This window comes from Methanosarcina sp. DH1 (assembly GCF_020804205.1).
GTDB classification, from domain to species: domain Archaea; phylum Halobacteriota; class Methanosarcinia; order Methanosarcinales; family Methanosarcinaceae; genus Methanosarcina; species Methanosarcina vacuolata.
Genome location: NZ_WJBJ01000003.1, coordinates 116989 through 134860, shown reverse-complemented (window position 1 = coordinate 134860; position 17872 = coordinate 116989). Strand labels below are relative to the sequence as shown.

The 17872-nt window shown below is 39.0% G+C and carries 14 protein-coding genes and 1 pseudogene; 5 read left to right on the top strand and 10 right to left on the bottom strand.

All coding sequences use genetic code 11. The features are described 5' to 3' along the window. The 3 genes and pseudogenes from FXW07_RS01825 to FXW07_RS01815 all read right to left on the bottom strand — a co-directional run. A pseudogene (locus FXW07_RS01825) lies at nt 1-888 on the bottom strand (histone deacetylase); the annotation flags it as partial. Between the two features lie 2 nt (nt 889-890). Continuing rightward, entirely contained in the window at nt 891-2597 is a 1707-nt protein-coding gene (locus FXW07_RS01820) for a hydantoinase/oxoprolinase family protein (RefSeq protein ID WP_229393498.1), read from the bottom strand. Between the two features lie 585 nt (nt 2598-3182). After that, nucleotides 3183-5915, bottom strand: coding sequence for a PAS domain S-box protein (locus FXW07_RS01815; RefSeq protein WP_229393497.1), 2733 nt, complete (start codon nt 5913-5915; stop codon nt 3183-3185). Between the two features lie 494 nt (nt 5916-6409). On the opposite strand from FXW07_RS01815, the gene FXW07_RS01810 reads away from it, so the two are divergent. Beyond that, on the top strand, nt 6410-6586 hold the full coding sequence (locus FXW07_RS01810) for a hypothetical protein (RefSeq protein WP_229393496.1): 177 nt from the start codon (nt 6410-6412) through the stop codon (nt 6584-6586). A 107-nt stretch (nt 6587-6693) separates the two neighbouring features. On the opposite strand, the gene FXW07_RS01805 is transcribed toward FXW07_RS01810, so the two are convergent. From FXW07_RS01805 to FXW07_RS01780, 6 genes are all read right to left on the bottom strand, one after another. Then, on the bottom strand, nt 6694-6867 hold the full coding sequence (locus FXW07_RS01805; RefSeq protein WP_229393495.1) for a rubredoxin: 174 nt from the start codon (nt 6865-6867) through the stop codon (nt 6694-6696). Further along, nucleotides 6864-8114, bottom strand: coding sequence for a Glu/Leu/Phe/Val dehydrogenase (locus FXW07_RS01800; RefSeq protein ID WP_229393494.1), 1251 nt, complete (start codon nt 8112-8114; stop codon nt 6864-6866). The genes FXW07_RS01805 and FXW07_RS01800 overlap by 4 nt, the downstream gene beginning before the upstream one ends. Nucleotides 8115-8283: 169 nt before the next feature. Next, nucleotides 8284-9534 (bottom strand): NAD(P)/FAD-dependent oxidoreductase, encoded by a 1251-nt coding sequence (locus FXW07_RS01795; protein WP_229393493.1) that lies wholly within the window; start codon nt 9532-9534, stop codon nt 8284-8286. A gap of 357 nt (nt 9535-9891) precedes the next feature. Beyond that, nucleotides 9892-10911 (bottom strand): alpha/beta hydrolase, encoded by a 1020-nt coding sequence (locus tag FXW07_RS01790; protein ID WP_229393492.1) that lies wholly within the window; start codon nt 10909-10911, stop codon nt 9892-9894. Nucleotides 10912-11275: 364 nt separating this feature from the next. After that, nucleotides 11276-11482 carry a CatA-like O-acetyltransferase gene (locus tag FXW07_RS01785; RefSeq protein WP_229393491.1) on the bottom strand — a complete coding sequence of 69 codons (207 nt, stop codon included), beginning with the start codon at nt 11480-11482 and terminating at the stop codon, nt 11276-11278. Next, nucleotides 11409-11681: a hypothetical protein gene (locus FXW07_RS01780; RefSeq protein WP_229393499.1), complete on the bottom strand. Its 273-nt coding sequence runs from the start codon at nt 11679-11681 to the stop codon at nt 11409-11411. The genes FXW07_RS01785 and FXW07_RS01780 overlap by 74 nt, the downstream gene beginning before the upstream one ends. A 284-nt stretch (nt 11682-11965) precedes the next feature. Between FXW07_RS01780 and FXW07_RS01775 the strand changes: the two genes are divergently transcribed. After that, a complete protein-coding gene (locus tag FXW07_RS01775) occupies nt 11966-12235 on the top strand; it encodes a hypothetical protein (protein WP_229393490.1) in 270 nt (89 codons plus the stop codon). A gap of 434 nt (nt 12236-12669) precedes the next feature. Here the strand turns inward: FXW07_RS01775 and FXW07_RS01770 are convergent, their stop codons facing one another. Then, nucleotides 12670-13317, bottom strand: coding sequence for a CatA-like O-acetyltransferase (locus tag FXW07_RS01770; protein WP_229393489.1), 648 nt, complete (start codon nt 13315-13317; stop codon nt 12670-12672). A gap of 1037 nt (nt 13318-14354) precedes the next feature. Between FXW07_RS01770 and FXW07_RS01765 the strand changes: the two genes are divergently transcribed. The 3 genes from FXW07_RS01765 (at nt 14355) to FXW07_RS01755 (ending at nt 17723) form a co-directional block, all read left to right on the top strand. Beyond that, nucleotides 14355-15713 (top strand): hypothetical protein, encoded by a 1359-nt coding sequence (locus FXW07_RS01765; protein WP_229393488.1) that lies wholly within the window; start codon nt 14355-14357, stop codon nt 15711-15713. Between the two features lie 334 nt (nt 15714-16047). Continuing rightward, a complete protein-coding gene (locus FXW07_RS01760; protein WP_229393487.1) occupies nt 16048-16848 on the top strand; it encodes an EFR1 family ferrodoxin in 801 nt (266 codons plus the stop codon). A 149-nt stretch (nt 16849-16997) separates the two neighbouring features. Next, nucleotides 16998-17723 (top strand): TetR/AcrR family transcriptional regulator, encoded by a 726-nt coding sequence (locus FXW07_RS01755; RefSeq protein WP_229393486.1) that lies wholly within the window; start codon nt 16998-17000, stop codon nt 17721-17723. Nucleotides 17724-17872 lie beyond the last annotated feature (149 nt).

The window sequence follows — 17872 nt, the reverse complement described above, 5'->3', positions numbered from 1 at the left end:
GGAGTCGAGCACGTAAAGTATGCCCTCATCAGGTGTCCCTGGCGGCAGGGGAATATTGATCGTCCTTCCAAGAGCTTTTGGGCCCCCCAATTCACTCATAAAGCCAGAGCCAGGGTAAAGAGTCCTTCCGTCCTGGTGGAAGGAAATAAAAAGCACATCAGGATCATTATAGAAAATATCCTGAGTCCCATCCCCATGATGCACATCGGTATCCACAATCGCAATCTTGCGGATCCCGTATGTTTTTCTCAGATACTCGACAAGGATAGCTTCATTATTGATATTACAAAATCCCCGGTTTCCATGTGCAACTGTCATTGCATGGTGGCCAGGCGGGCGGATAAGCGCAAAAGCATTTTTGACCTCTGCCTTCATCAGGGCGTCCCCGAGCACCAGGCAGCTACCTGCTGCGATCAGGTGAGGAGTTGTAGCCTGGGCTTTTACATCAGGCACACAGAAATGAACTCTGGCAATATCCCTGTATTCTGCAAGGCGAGGTTTATATTCGGCTATTTCTGGCAGGTCCATCAGGCCTTCTTCAAAGATCTGGTCTCTGGTATAAAGAAGGCGCTCTTCTCTTTCGGGATGGGTTGGTGAAATAGCCCAGTCAAAGGCAGGGAAGAAGATAAGGCCTGTCTTCTCGGCCTTAGTGCGGTCTGCCGGGGATAATGGTCCTTTTTTCGCTTCCAGCCCGGTCTTTTTCAGTTCCATTGTATTTCCCTCCTTTCCCTTGGATATTTCAAGCTCGTTTTCTTTATTTTCTATCGTCTGCATCTCTTCTTTCTCTGCCTTATCTTTATTCTCTGCCTGCTCTTTTTCCTCTTCTGCTGGAGCTGTTCCTGAGCCAGTCTTCAGTACATCCTTGAGTCTTCCAAACCCCAGTTTCATGCTTATTCCCTCCTTTTCCATTCCGGTATCAGGCCTGCAGGAATCTGCATGTTTACGTCAAAAAGCCGCCCTGTAGTATACCAGCCATTGACGACATTGAAGACTTCACTATTAACAATCTCGGCTTCATCGGCATACTCGGAAATTCCGAAATCTTCCGCACGTTCCCTCAAGAGATCTGCTGCCAGGGTTTCAGCTTCGTCGAGGCTGATTTTATTCAAGTTCTTGAACTTTGTTGTGTTTAGACTGACAATCTCCCCTTCCTCGGCAACAGAGTACACTTTCTGTTCAGTATCAATGTGCAGGTTCAGAGTAAGCGTGGGCCTTGCAACGGCTGCTCCAATGGCATTTCCCACCTCGGCATGTGCGGGAATAACAGGGTTTGCACTAAGTTTTTTTGCAATCTCTGCAATAAGCCCTTTTGCACCCCCTCCGATTCCAACCACGTTTTCAGGCCTTACATTTTTCTCCTGCAGTACCTCCCACACTCTGTAAGCAGGCTCCTGTTCCCATTCAAAAAACATCTCATTGACTGCGTCAGCAATCATCTGTGAAACTCTGTCCACAATCAGGGATGCAGTTTCAGTTTCGGATTTTCCAAGTTCAGAAGCTGTGGCTTTAATCGCTTCACTTGCGCGTTTGGGATTTCCTACTTCAATAAACCCAAGGAACTTCAGGGCATCCGTAGGGGTAGTTTCTTTTCCTCCCATACAGTAAGCTGGACCTGCCCTATCAGGGCCGATTGTTATCTGTTTTGTGCCGGGGTTCAGGTCCTTAACCCTTACAACACTGTCTCCTCCTATAGCTATCGAGCGGACCGCAAAAGCCCGGACATGTGTAAGGAAGCCTCCGAGTTTTACGCCTTTAGAAGCCAGAAGGGGCTTGCCTGAAAGAATTAATGCAAGGTCTGTGGTAGTCCCTCCTATATCCACTACCACTGAGGTCTCTCCTTCAGAGGTAAGGGCAAGAGCTCCGATTGTGCTGGCAGCAGGGCCCGAAAATATAGTTTCCACAGGAAATTCTATTGATTTCTCAACCGGAAGAGTTCCTCCATCGGCTTTCAGGATATACACAGGAGCCCGGATATTTCTCTCCTCAAGGGCTTTATTGATTTTGTCAACAAACTCCTGATAGCGTTCCCTGGTGGCAGAGGCAAGCATGGCAGTTGCTATCCGTCTTGGAAAATTCAGTTTTCCAGAAACCTTATGCCCGAGTTCCAGTTTGCATCCAGGATATGCCTCCCTGAAAATCTCCTCTACTCTGAGTTCGTGAGAAGGGTTCCTCTGCCCGAACTTACTTATAATGGCTGCTCTCGAAAATCCGGATTTTTGGATCAAACCCACAGTTTTCCTGATCTCGGCCTCATCGAGGGGATCAATTTCCCTTCCCCTGTAATCCATAGCCCCTTTTAGATAAAAACTGTCAGGAAAAGTATAACTTGCCGGGTTAACCCCGGGTCCTGGGATTAATACCAGGGCTACACGGTCAGTTTTGCCTTCGGCAATGAGATTTGTTATCACGGTTGTACTGAACACTACTCTTTCCAGTTGCTCAGGAGGGACATCTTTGCTGACAGCATCAAGGGCCTCAAGCAGGGAATTTAGCAGATTTCCGTGCTCAGTGGAAACCTTGGCAGTACTATACACTTCTCCGTTCTGGATAAGCACTGCATCCGTGGTAGTGCCTCCGACATCAATTCCTATTAGCATTCACAATTCGCCTATCCTCGCTGTATATATTTTTTAATTCTTTTATCCTTATGTCATATAAAATATAAGTTATATCAATTTCAAAACATAAGGTGCCAGAAACATCAAACTTCAAATAATATCAAGTTCCAGATGAGTTCTCAGTAGAAGCTTATATCATCTGGTTCAACTCACATAGCGCTGTTTCTGAGAGAGTTTTTGATCAAACTTTTTTTGAAAAAGTTTGGTGTTGTCTGGTTTAACTCAAATAGTTCAGTTTCTGAGAGAGTTTTTGATCAAACATTTTTTGAAAAAGTTTGGTGTTGTCTGGTAACTCAAATATTTCAGTTTCTGAGAGAGTTTTTGATCAAACTTTTTTTGAAAAAGTTTGATTCACAGGAATACTATTTCTAAGCTTATATGACAAAAACATTCTGAATTGAAAAAAGAGTTGTAATCTACAAAAGAGATTGCTTCTGAATAAGTGAAAAGAAAAACCCTGTAAGAAAGTCCGATTAAGAAGAGTGAAGAAACAATGAATTTCAGTTTTAACAGTGAAACTGATAGAATTGTAAAACGTGGGGAAGTAGTTCTATTTTTTGAAGCTCATCTTTTATCTTCAAACCTGATAGTGTATTTTGTTTTATTCCCTCTCTCAAGCTCGATTGTTCCGTTAATCTGTTCAACGAGAGCATTTACAAGTTGCAAGCCCAGGGTTTTCGAATTTTTGAAATCCACTTCTTCTGGAAAACGGGCCCCATTGTCCGAGTAGACAAGAGTAAACCCGGAAGACAATTCTGGGAATTTCTTTTCGGTTGCTTCGCCTGTTTTTTCACATTCAGCTTCATTTCGGGAAAGGGAAATCCTGATTTTTCCTTCCATACCTTTTGGAAACGCGTACTTAAGGGAGTTTGAGAAAAGTTCATTAATTATAATTCCCAGTGGAATTGCAGTATCAACTCCGAGAAGTGTACTGTCCACCTCAAGGACAAGCTTGATCTCCTCATTTCCAACTCTGTATGAGTGCAGAATTTCCACAGTCAATTTCTTTAGATACGCTGCAAAATCAACACTTGCCGCATCCTTTGACTTATAAAGTTCTTCATGAATAATGGACATCGAAACTATGCGTTTTTCACTTTCCCTGAAAGCTTCAATAACCTCTTTGTCTTTGAACTTGTCAGCCTGAAGGCTTAGCAGGGAGGAGACTATCTGAAGGTTATTCTTGATCCGGTGGTGAATCTCCCTCATTCCGATTTTTTCGGCTTTTTTAAGGGTTTCCTCAGCGATTTTCCTCGGGGTAATGTCATAGGCATACCCCTGAATAAATGCAGTTTCTCCTGAAGTGCTGCATACGTTATGAATTAACTCATGGACCCACCTTATGCTTCCATCCTTCCGCCTGAGTCTGTAGTCGTACTCCATAATGGAATTAGGGGAGGGTGAGAGGGCCGGGGAATAAATCAGTTTACTCTGAATCATATCTAACAATGGTCTGTCTTCCGGGACAATAAGGTTAAAGAACTTTATTCTACCAGAAATAAATTCTTCTTCGGTATATCCGGTTATTTCATCAAGGGCTCCCTCAAGCAAGAGGAGGTCAAAATTCCTGTTAAGTTTAAACGAAATTCCTTTGAAATTCTGTAAAAATGACCTGTATAACTCTTCGCTTTCCCTCAATTTTATGGAAGATTGTTTAATTGCGGTAACGTCTACCATTACCCCGAGAGCCCTGCATATGCAGTCTTCCTCATCTCTCAGGCATACCCCTTTATTTTTTACGCAAAGATAGCCTCCATCCTTTCGCTTGAATCTGAATTCCTCACTGAATTTATCTCCTGTATTCCAGCAGTTTTTCAATGACTGCTGCACATTTTCATAATCCTCTGGATGAATGTGTTCAAGCCAATCGTAAAAATCAAGATTCTCAATTTCTTTACTGCTGTAACCTGTGAGCTCAGTGACTGCTCCTGCCCATTCAACCCTACCGTTTTTCAGATCAATATCATATATTATCTGCCCTGTTTGTTCTGCAATAAGGCGGTATCTCTCCTCGCTTTTTTGCAATTTCTCTTCTGTTTTTTTACGCCCTGTAATATCAAGCATTACTCCTAGAAGCCCTTCCATAGTCCCACAAAAACTTTTGTACGCGACCTTATTGAAAATGAAGTCTCTTTTGAGCCCGTCAGAGCACAGTACTTTAGTCTCGTAAACCTGGCTTCCTCCTTTCTGGAATAGCTGCCTGTCCATACTGGTGTAAAATTCACTAAGCTCTAAGGGAATTGCTTCGAAAAGCTCATCTATAGTATGACCGGTTACTTTTTCTTTTGAACTTCCGAAGATCATCCTTGCAAAGAGCTCGTTGCAGCCCTGGTAATAGCCTTTTCGGTCCTTATAATATACAGGAGTTGGAATTGTATCCAATAGAGTTTCCAGAAAATACACTTTGTCACGGAGTGTGTCTTCCACTTTATTTCTTTGAATTGTAAATGAAAGGATTATTGCAACAGCATTCAGGAAACGAGTATCTTCCTCGGTAAATTTTTCTTTTTTCGTGCTGTGAGCTGTCAGCATTCCATAAGGCTTTTCAATACTTCCTAGCAGCAAACTTATTCCACTAATTATACTCAGGGATTCCTCAAGGCCCATTGCTCTGAAGGAATTCTTCTTATCAAGTTTTTCTAACAGGACAGGGCAATCTGAAAGTACAGTGTAGCCAGCTCTTGAAGCTAAATCTTTTTTAATGATCCTGCCTGTGTTTTCTGGCTTCCAGCCGGTCCCGGTTTCAAATATAAAATTTCCATCAGGCAGGAGTTTTAAGACGCAGCAGTACTCTATGCCAAGAGTTGCTGCAACAAGAGGCAAGGCTTGATCAAGCAGAGACTGAAAATCCGGGACTTTGAGAGAGAGACCGGAAATTTGGGAAAGCACTTCATACTCTCTTTTTCTTAAGAGTAGCTTCTCTTCGGTCTGTTTGCAGGAAGTGATTTCAAATGCAGACATAATTACACTTTTGCAGGCAAGTAAAGGAGTAAAAACGATTGAATAAGTTTTCTTGCCTGCTTTCAGTTCAGTCTGTTCGAATATATTTCTGACTGCTACTCGCTGAGCAGTCTTCAGGATTTCAGCAGGCGCTTTTTCTCCAACCTGGATTTTAAGAGCTTCAAGTAAGGATTCTCCTGCTTTATTTGCGTAGAGAACTGTTCCTTCTGACCCTATTCGCAGGACAGGGCCAGGGCTATTTAATAGAAATTCAGCCATCCAGTTTTCTTCGTTTTCCGCACCCTTAATGTCGTTTCGATTTATGTTAGGGCTACCGTATCCAGATTCTCTGCTCATTTCTTCGTAAACTTCCTGTAAACTATGCAGAATATTTATGTCAGAGTTCAAACTTCAGGTATATTTTGTAAGCATCATCCTGGGATTATCATTAAATTTCCTAACATATTAATATTCTGATAATGTGCACTAAATTTATTATATGTGCTAAATATAAATTTATTATATGTGCTAAATAAAATGTATCAGATCCAGACAAATTAACAATAGATATTTATAAAAAATATGATATTTACAAGCCTGCAAGTACCAGGAAGATTCGTGGTAATGTCCAGTAGAGTTTTTGTTTTCTAAAAACATTTAAAAAATGTTCAGATATGTGTGTTCTGACAATGTTTTTGGACTAATACTTGAATGAAATTCTGGAGTAAAAATTCGGAGAAAACTTCAGGTTAAAACTTTGGATTTAAAATATCTTGAAAGAATATTTGAATAATATAAAATCCAGTAACTAACTCTGGACTAAAGCTTAAACTTATAAGGGAGGTATTTCTATGGAGGATCTCAATCTACTGAAAAGAAAACTTGACGATATGAATGTATATGATCTTTTTGAATATGTAAAGGAGAATTACCCTGAAAATGATGAGCTCTGGATCGGATCTAAAAAAATAATCATCAGAAAAATTCTCAACTTTGAAAGAAACAGGATGAACGAAGAGGCTTTCTAACATGCATCTGTAGGCTTTCTAACATGCATCTGTAGGATTTCTAATATGTATCTGTAGGATTTCTAACATGCATCTGTTTATTCATTGTTCTTTTTGAAGGTCTTAAGTTAAATTTTTTTGAACTTTTCTTTTGGGGCTCCGCATCTCGGGCATGTCCATGATTTGGGGAGACTTTGGAAAGACGTATCCGGAACTATGGATTGTGAGGAATCACCACGATCAGGGTTGTAAAGGTATCCGCAATTGCCGCATCTGTACATTTGAGTCATCCCTGTTTTCATATCCAGCCCCGGAGCTGCATGGCTTCAACCACTCTGCCGACAGCAAGAGTATATGCAGCCTGTCGCATCTCGACATTGTTTTTTGAGGCAAAATCATATACCGAACAATATGCTTCTTTCATCTTTCTCTCCAGACGATTCCGAACTTCCTCTTCTTCCCATTGCGTACTTGACTGGTTCTGTACCATCTCAAAGTATGAGACAATAACTCCGCCTCCGTTGCAGAGGATATCTGGGATGATATGAATTCCTTTTGAATGGAGGATTGTTTCTCCTTCGAATGTAGTTGGACCGTTAGCCATCTCGGCAAGAATCCTGGCTTTAATGTTTCCCGCGTTCTCTTCAGTGATTATGTTTTCAAGAGAAGCCGGGATCAGGATTTCAACATCCAGTTCCAGCAACTCTTTGTTAGTTAGGTTCTCTGCTCCCGGATAGTTCAGCACCGAACCAGTTGAGTGCTTATGGCCTGAAACGTCTTCGGGGTCAAATCCATAGGGTGAGAAGATTGCGCCTTTGCTGTCGCTTACAGCCACAACCTTGCAGCCGTATAGTTTCTTTGCAAGATAAGCGGCATGATATCCTACGTTTCCAAAGCCATGAACTGCAACTCTTGAATCTTTCAGGTTTATTCCAAGTCTTTCTGCTGCTTCCCTTATAGTGTATAAACCGCCTCTTGCAGTGGCATCATACCTGCCTGCCGAGCCTCCAAGGCTTGTTGGCTTGCCTGTAATGGAACCGAACACATTTCTGCCTGCGAGTTTTGAGTATTCGTCCATCATCCAGGCCATAACCTGTGGATTTGTATAAACGTCAGGGGCAGGGATATCCCTATCCGGGCCTATTATCTGGTAAATACCACGAATGTAAGCCCTGCTCAGGCGCTCGATTTCCCGATGTGAAAGTTCTTTTGGGTTGCAAATAACCCCACCTTTCGCTCCTCCGAGGGGCAGCTTATGAAGGGCGCATTTCCAGGTCATGAGGGCCGCAAGGGCTCTCGTTGTTTCCATAGTACCGTCGGGATGAAAACGAACACCTCCTTTCGTGGGGCCCAGAGCTTCGTTGTACTGAACCCGAAAGCCTTTAAAAACCTTAATAGAACCATCATCCATGTGGACAGGGAGGGAAACATAGAGTTCTCTCATAGGCACTTCCAGGAACACTTCCATATCAGGCGTGAGTTTAAGGCCTGCAGCACAGGTGCACAGGTGCTGCTTAACGTCTTCAAGGAGCTTGGAGTGAGAACTCAAAGTTATCCCCCCTTTAAAATAATGGGCTCCCGAAAGTTAAATACCTGCTGGAAATTGGCCCTCTGAACACCGTGTTCATTAAAAAGTAGCATGGGCTTCAAACCCTTTCTATCCTTTCAACTGAAGCAGTAAAAATAAAAAAGCCTCAATTTTAAGAGGCTGCAAGATATCAAAAGAGTGTCTTTATGAATGTTCCAAAAGCTTTCATAAGTCTGAAGGAATTTCCTGAAAGCATGAGCTTCCTTATAAGGATAGAAGGATTGTCCATGTCTCCGTATTCGGTAATTGTGTCGAGAATAGAAGGGGTGTTTAGCGAACCTATAAGTTCATTGAACTGCCTGTCTTCCAGCTTTCCGATGTAGTCATGAATTTTCATGCCTATTTCAAGCTCTCTTCCAAGACCCTTCCGCCAGAGCTGGTCGTATTCGGAAAGCCGCTTTGCTGAGGTATCTCCTTCAAGGGCAGCCTGTGCAGCAACCTTTCCAGCGATCTTTGCCGCAAAGGCTCCAGTGTAAATACCACCTCCAGATGTCGGTTTTGTCTGCCCTGCCGCATCACCGACCAGCATAATTCCATCCGCTACTGTTTTTTCCGGAGGGCCTATGGGGATTCCCCCTACTACAAAATCAAGCATACCTCCTGAGTATCTTGCTTTTACATGAGGGTTGAAGTGCAGGAATTTCTCAAGATAAGAAAGAGGAGAACAGTCTTTCTGACCACTTTTCCAGGCAAGTCCGGGTTCAAGAGCGAGCGCAATTCTTGAAATTTTTTCATTAACAGGTACAGTCCAGGCAAAAAAGCCGGGAGCAGAAGAGCCAGGAAAAAGTTCAACAAAGTCGCTGTCATCCGAGGCATAAGGAGCTTCGATCTGGATACCCGAAAGTACGCGGGCAGGTTTTTCCATCCCTGCATAGCTGGCTATCCGGCTTTTTACGCCGTCAGCCCCTATCACGACGGATGCAAATACTGTTTCAGGTTTGCCGTTTTTCAGTACCCTGAGTTTCACCTGAGAATTTTGCTGGCCCTCCTTCTCGTTTTCCGGGTTCGGTTTTTCGAGTCCCACAGCCCTTGTTTTGAGAGAAAGTTCAACACCTTCTTCCACAGCCCTTACTGCAAGGGCGCGGTCAAAGTTTTTCCGTGAGACCACATACGCTTTGGTCTGCTTTCCATCGATTGGCAGGCACTGCCCGTCCGGAGCATATACAAAGGCTCCACGCACGGAATTGAAGACAAACTCGTCCGAAGGCTTGAGCTCGCACTCTGCAACCGCTCTGGTACTCAAAAGTCCGGTACAGCTTACAGGCGACCCTATGAAAGCATGCTCTTCAATCATGAGGACCTTTGCCCCATTCAGGGCTGCATAGCGAGCTGCAGTAGATCCCACAGGCCCGGCTCCAACCACAACGACATCATATTTCATACTGTGTTAACCTCGAGAATAAGCCCTTACAATAGCAGGGAGCTGAATATACTCATAATTCATAACTATCTTAAAATTATAACATTTTTATATAAATTGTATAATTTAGAATACCGCGACGTTGAATATAGTGATACTGAATATAGTGATACTGAATACAGTGATACTGAATACAATGACATTATTCTATATATGTGAGCTCTATATTATGAGGTCGATTTATTATCTAATAGTGCATCGATTATTAATTAATTCCTGATAAAAATTTGAATTTTATGGAGAAAACATAAGCATAAAACCCGTTTATACATTGCAATATATATGCTTCTGTCAAATAAATGTTCAATTCCGTGCGGTTTAATAGGGGGATTCATTTAAAAATTCTTTCACAAGCACCCTCGTTCCGTTCATTTGAGATAACATTCCATGCCCTCCAGTATCATATAAGACCAGTTGCGATTGGTTTATTTTACTGTGAGCATTTTCTGCATGTTTGTAACTTACCAGCGCATCATCTTTAGCGTGGATAATTAATGTTGGCGCACGAAGATTATCTGTAGGTACGGTATAAAATTCAATCATCTTTTCATCGTTTACAGTGCCTTTATATCTTTGAGACATCGGATGCATTATATCTAGCATTTCCTGTGCCAATTCTTTCTGTTCAGGACTAAATGTTTCGTATACCTGTGATGGGATTCCCATCATGTCCAGAATTGTAGATTGAAGAAATCTTGTGAAGAGCCAGTATGCATAATCAGATTGCTGGATAGTATGAATAATGCCAACATAAAAAGGATCCTGGTCACCTGGTGCCGGACCCATACTTACAGCAGAAATCAATATCAATGCTGAGCATCTGTTAGGATAGTCGTTTGCAAACTGAGTGGCTGACGGACCTCCAGCTGATACACCAACAACAATTATTTTATCTATGCTTAGATTGTCCAGAAGAGTTTCATACGCAGCAGCTTGCGATTTAATCGAAGCATTATCCGGAATGGGTGATCGAAGATAGCCATATCGTGAAACCGAGACGAATTTATAACTGTTCCCGAAAAATACTTTGCCCGCCCAGAGCCCCTGATCATAGCCGCCTCCTGCGCCATGTATCAATAAGATAGGCGTCCCTTTTCCCTCTACAGTATACTCAATATCCCCATATTCTGTTTTCAAAATAGTACTGTTCGCAAGCAATTGCTTTTGTGCTTCTGTCATCGTATCGTGGTAATCCGGATAAGTTAGAGCAATTAGTATAGCAGTTGAACAAATTAAACATGCCAGTATAATAAGTAAAATATTCCTGCTTCTTTTCTTAACTTCTTTCAAGAATACCACTTCTAATTTGTAGTCACTATACCCCGGACTCTGGCCCAAACATGTTTGCAACCCTAAATTTCTCAATTATGAATTTTTCATCAATTAATTCTCAACAACATTCAAACCATTTAATAGAAAATTCTCTATACAATATCCCATAACTCGCACTCTAATTAATCATTCCGATTTTCTATACAAAACTCAAAAATGTAAGTTTTGATTGAAAATTTTCGTACGACATTATCTGGTTGGCATGAAAAAGAAGAAGTTCTTTAAAATTTCCTTCGTGTGTCCAGAGAAATGGTTTTTATGGAAATTAGAATACACAGGTTCTATCGTAAAACCTATGCATTACTGAAGACACAACTTTCAGAAAAGCAAAAATTAGTGAACTACTGTTTCTTCCCATAATGCTTATAATCTACACTTCATTTAGGTATCTTTGCAGCTTATCCGCAAGTTTGCCAATATGAATACCATCAACAAATGCATGGTGAACCTGAACTGCAAACGGCATCATTAATTTGCCTTCTCTTTCATGATATTTTCCCCAATCAAATATGGGTTGTGCTTTTTCCCTGTTTCCTAAATCCGTGTGCGAAATATGCGTAAACGTTATCCACGGCAAGGCTGAAAATTGATATACATCGTTTTCTACAGGGCCTGTAAAGTGTTCTTTTTTGATATTCTGCCGTTACGGTTGCTAATTCTACAAACTTCTCAATCGTATCCTGCATGGGAATATTTACTACCTTAAATAATTCTGTTTTTTGTCCAAATACCAGGATAATTGAGATTACTCTCTTATCTTTTTCAAATTGCGTCACATCTATCAAAGACAAATTAAATTAAAATTAGAATAAGTTAAAAGATAAGAAGGTTTAGGTGGCGTTCAGTCTATAATTCCCATTACCTGATCAGTCGGCTTGAATGCAAATAAAAACAATCAGTTTTTTTCTGCTGATCTACCCTAAGGTCTTAAAGAAATCAACTTCGATATACAACTATATACATTAAAAAATAGATTATCAACGTCAGCCAGTTCATTTTCGAAAAATTTATATTCAGCTGGTATTTATATATCCTGGTGTAATAGTGAGATCAGCGGAATATGTCTAAAATATCTGCTATTAAATTGCTTTATTTTGCAAACAAAAGCAGGATATGGCTTTTTGAAACCCTATTGCAAAAAAACTTCCAGCAAATAAGAATTGAAACAATAAAAAACGAAGGAGGAAAATATATCAAAAGAAATGAAGATGACTGGGATAAGGAACTTAAGCCAGACATGAAACACTATCGAGGCTGGCATTTGATATTTCTGGTCGTTCTTATGCTTGTCAACGTATATATAGAAATTAAATGGCTTTTCTTTAGCTAAAAATTGAAAAACAGCTTCCAACAGAGTTTTTCGGTAATCTCAGGAAAAAGTTTCATGTTCAGTTTACTGTTTTCCTGTATTAGGCTCTGGATATGAACAGCCTGTTTCTGTGTAACTTCATTAAGCTGGCCTATTGCTTGTTCTTTGTAAACATTTGCTTATAAAGTGCCTGGTTTTCTTTTGACCTGAAACCAGAGCCTCTCATTTATTCCCCTTTCAAGAACATGGCTGTTAAGAGTAAACGGCTTATCAGCCTGCGTTTTCTACTTATGTAATATAAAGTACCGTTTATGTAATGTAAAGTACCTTTAGAAAATCCTAACTTCTTCCAGTCAATGTAAGAAATATTGAGAATCTTGTGCCTTATGTCATAGGAATCGATTCTGAAGACATAACTTTAAAAAAAAGTAAAAATTAGTGAATTGCTGATTAATCTACACTTCATCCAGGTATCTCTGCAGCTTATCCGCAAGTTTGCCGATATGAATACCATCAACAAATGCATGGTGAACCTGAACTGCAAACGGCATCATAAGTTTGCTTTCTCTTTCTTGGTATTTTCCCCAATCAAATATGGGCTGCGCTTTTTCCCGATTTCCGAAATCCGTGTGCGAAATATGCGTAAACGTTATCCACGGCAAGGCAGAGAATTGATATACATCATTTTCGACAGGTCCTGTAAAATGTTCTTTTTGATTTTCTGCCGTTACGGTTGCCAGTTGTACAAACTTTTCAATCGTATCCTGCATAGGAACATATACTACCTTAAATAACTCTGTTTCTTTATCCAGATATGTAAATGAGGTATCAATGGACTCATATAACACAACATCGCCATCAAGAAAACGATACCGAAACTCTTCGATTTCATTTGCGCATTTCGTAATGGCAAATATAAACGCCATCGTAAATGACCAGTTATTTTCTTTAACGCGCTTTTTAAAGTTCGTCACATCAAGTTCAAAACTCACACAATATTGAGGCTGTACCGCATTCCTGTAAATTTGACAATAATCTTTTCTTTTCCATGTTTCAAGGTCTATTTTTTGGTATCTGTTTCCCATATTTGCGCCTTCGTTCAATACAATCTACACTACTATATATTTCTGGCTCTTCGTTGTTTTGTGTGGATATCCTCATAATATTCTCATAAAAACCGATGCGGTCTTGAATTGAAAATCATCTTATCCATACGGAATAGCGAAGAGCCATATTTCTTTTTTAGTTTCACGACTTATTTTCGCTATAGAGCTCATAATTACCGTTTTCTTAAGCGGTTTTTCCTGTGAGCTCTCCGGATGACCTGTAAGAGATCATAGCCTAAGCCGAAGGAATCTAAAGAAAGAGAAAAACTCTCCACGGGCTTTAGACGGGCTTCTGGGCTATTTATGCAGGGGGAGTTTTTTGAAAAAGTAAAAATCCTGGCAGTATGAGAATTCCCAGAACTGTAATCGAAGGATTTCTTGGGTTCAAACCCCACTCCTCGCACTAAATTTATGAGCGACTGTAAAAGAGTCGTAAAATTAATTAATTTATATTTCTAGTAAAAATTTATTAGTATAATATTTAAAATTGGAAAGGTTAATCGATACCAAATATTTACTTTAGACTAAACAGTAAAACAAACAAATTAATTTCGGAAAGAATTAATATTATCTAAATAATTTCCTACTCAATGAGCATACATAAACGTAAAATGAGAAAGAAAAGTGTTATTAAAAAGAGAAATTCTATTAAACAGAATGCATCCATAAGATATGAGAAAGTGATTCACTTTTTCTCGTCAATTAATTATAAATCCACTGTTAAAGACTTACTTAATCGTTTACTGTACTTTTTTTTGATTTTTGTAGTTTATCCTATTAGCTCTATTTTTATAGTAGTCACACTGAGAAAAGGAAACTTAAATTATTTACATATTATAAGTCTATTTTTTGCATTTATTGTCAATTTAATATCATTTACAAAGATTATGTCATTAAGGACTAATTGGACATTTATTATAAAATATCCATATGTTTTACCTTGGAAGGATATACTGTTAAAAAGGAAATTTTTCTCGCTAACAACTACTATTATTCTTACTTTTTCACTTTATGACTCAATTTATGATAATTTTATGATAGCTTATAACCATCCTTACTTTTGGACTAATCCTTTAGTAGCGAAAACTGCAATTACATTTGTGGAGTTAGGTAATCTTTTTGGTTTTGAGATGATCTTCTGGTACTTTGCATTATCGGAAAAATTTACTTCTCATGTCTTGAAGAATGGTATGAAAGCTCATAACGCCACAAATGTTAAAAATGCTCAATTTATTGAATTAATTAATAAAAAATCAAAGTTTTTCGACTCAGCAATGTACCAGCCTACAAACTCAAAAATAGCACTGGTTATAGTTTTAATTGGTTCAATACTTTTTGCAAAAATTGTATCTGACCAAATTAATAATTATTTATTGGATTTTGCTTCCTTTAATCTTGGTATATTGCTTTTTAGTGCTATCTTAGCTTTACTTTTTTCAACATATTTCACAATCTCTTTAAATATTATGATATTTAAAAAATTTAAATGGGAACACGATATAGACATAAAAAGAAACATTCCAACATTATTATTATGTTTCTTCATTTTCATTAATGCAGTTTACTTTGCAAAATATCTAGCAGTATTTATGTTTTATATTCCAATTGATGCAAATGATCCCGCTACTATTATGTTATCGAAAACGTTATCGCCAGCAGGAAAACCTTGGTTAGAGGACAAATTTTTTGTTGCTTTAACAACATTCATGGATTATATAATTTTTTCAGTTGTTTCAGCAATATTTGCGTATATTATATTTTTCGCCAAAACATCAAAAATGCATATTGTAGAAGTTCTAGAGAAAATCAAGAGAATTGTGCTAAGTAGTAATAAACCAAATTCAAAATCAGAAGTGATTGAAAAACTATTCTCAAAACAATTAAGAAATCAGAATTTCGTAAAGTATTATAGCCTTTTTTTCTATATTTACACATTTGGTATTGAGGCTATATTCGCTTTTATTCTATTCTTTTACGCAAAATATGATGATATGTTTGGTGCTGAAACATTTAAAATTGCTGTAAATAGATTTATATATGAAACAATAGTCTATACCTCTCTTCTGCCTGTACTTGGGGCTATTTATAGTCAATCTCAAATTTACTATCAGTATCCTTTAAGACACTTTATAAGCAGAAACAATTGGCAGAATTTTGTTAGAATATTATTAATGTACTACCCTATAGTATTTTTTTATCCAATTACAATTTTTATAAATGATGTTTATCGAATATCTAAGCAGTATGGAAATATTGTACCTCCAGAAAGTATACAAGTAATGCAATCTATCTTTTCTGTTTTTGTATTAGGGTTTTTGTCAATAAACATATATCCAAAAATAGAAGAATTTTTAATGAATCTATATGATCACAACTTTTATAATAATTCTTAAGAAATAAACAATTATAGAAAAAAGAATGAAAATTAAATTTTAAAGTCTAAATTTTATAACTTTTAATACAAATAATCTAACTGTCTTTTACCCACTTTTTACCCCTTGAGTAAGCGCAAAAAATATTTTTTACAAATACTTTCTAAAAAGATAAGTAACTTTATCTAAGGCAACTTTATAAAAAACGGTTGTGCGAAAATTTTACACAAAAATCTGATATTTTCCTCCTGAAAATTGTTTTAAATTAACTCACAGTTATTTACTAACCAATAGTTATTTAATAACCAATGGTGGTAATATTACTTAGAGTTACATAATTACTGGAGGAAATGAAATGGAAATTGAATCAGCGAAATTGGTTTATTTTTCACCTACCGGAACAACAAAAGCGGTTGTTCAGGGCATTGCTCATGGTATTAATCCAGGCACCGTGGAATTAATTGATATTACCAGACCGGATGTAAGAAAACAACCGTTGCAGATATCGGAAAATGAATTGCTTGTAGTTGGAGTTCCAGTTTATATGGGGAGAGTGCCGGCATTATTAAATGAATGGCTGAATACAATTCAGGCTCATAATACCCCGACGGTTTGTGTTGTGGTTTATGGCAATCGAGCATATGATGATGCACTGCTTGAACTAAAAAATATTGTAATGAAATGTGGGTGTATTCCGATTGCCTGTGCAGCATATCTCGGGGAACACTCATTCTCAAATTCCGAGACACCAATAGCACAGGGACGTCCCGATAAAGATGATTTACATCATGCAGAGGTATTCGGACAGAAAATACGTGAAAAACTACAATCCGTTTCATCAATTTCTCAGGTTTCTGATGTGAATGTGCCTGGCAATTATCCTTATGGAGGAGTTACAAAATTATGGATTGTTGATTTTATCGCGGTCAGTGACGAGTGTTCACAGTGCGGAACCTGTGCAGAGGTATGTCCTGTTGGTGCTGTTGATGCAGAAAATTCCCGTTTGATTGATATAGAAAAATGCATTACCTGCTGCGCGTGTATCAAAAGCTGCCCGCAAAATGCCCGATCAATGAAACCCGGGCTTGTGAAAGACGCATCTGTGCGCCTCCATACGCTCTATAGCCAGCGAAAGGAGCCTGAATGTTTTATCTAATGAACATATCCCAATTGGTAGAAGCACAAAACTAGAATAACTACATTCATTCCTTAAATCACATAATTAAATCATATGACGAACAGTTATAATATAAATCTATAAATATAAATATAAATCTATAAATTTTGATCAGGTGGAGTGGAACTATGGGAATCGCCGATAGAAGGCAACGAGAAAAGGAACAGCGAAAAACAGAGATTATTGATGCAGCCGAGCGTCTCTTTTTTTCTAGAAGTTATGAAGATGTTTCTATGGAAGACATCGCCCGTGAGGTAGAACTGAATAAGGCTACCATTTATCTATATTTTAAAAATAAGGAGACACTTTTCGCAACCATTGTACTCCGCGGTATCCAGATCCTTAAAGAAAAATACATGGAATGCATGGAAAAACAGGTGCCGGGCATTGTCAAGGTATCCCTGATGGGCCAGGCCTATTACCAGTATGCACAGGAATACCCTGATTATCTTCGAATGATCCATTTTTACGGTTCTGAACGTTTTTCCAAAGAAAACCCGTGTACCGCAGAGATCGGAAAAGGATACGGTACCTGCCGTCTGCTCCTGCGGGATGCGATCCAGGAAGGTCTCAATGACGGTACAATCCGCGCGGATCTCGATCCATTTCTTACCTCAATGTACCTTATGATCTCCTTCATGGGTATCCTGTCAATGGAAAATAAATGGAAACTGGTGATCGAGGCAGAGGGTTTCAGCTACGAGCAGTTTGCCAGTGAGTTTTTCCGGTTTATCGCTCCTGCTATCTCTTCAGGTGAGAAATCCCACAAAGTGGATGTCAAAGATTTCGCGTCGTTTGGATTTTATTTAACCGAACCCGTGGCACCTGAGACGAAAAAGAGAAACGAATCTTAAATCCTGGATTCGGCAGGTGCGACAAGAAGCTATACTATGAATTGCGTCATACGCTACCTTTTCCATTTGAGGTAATCCTAGTGTGACATGCATAAATGGTAACGTTTGTGTGTGAAGCTCACATGACAATATCAAGAACTCAAGGAACC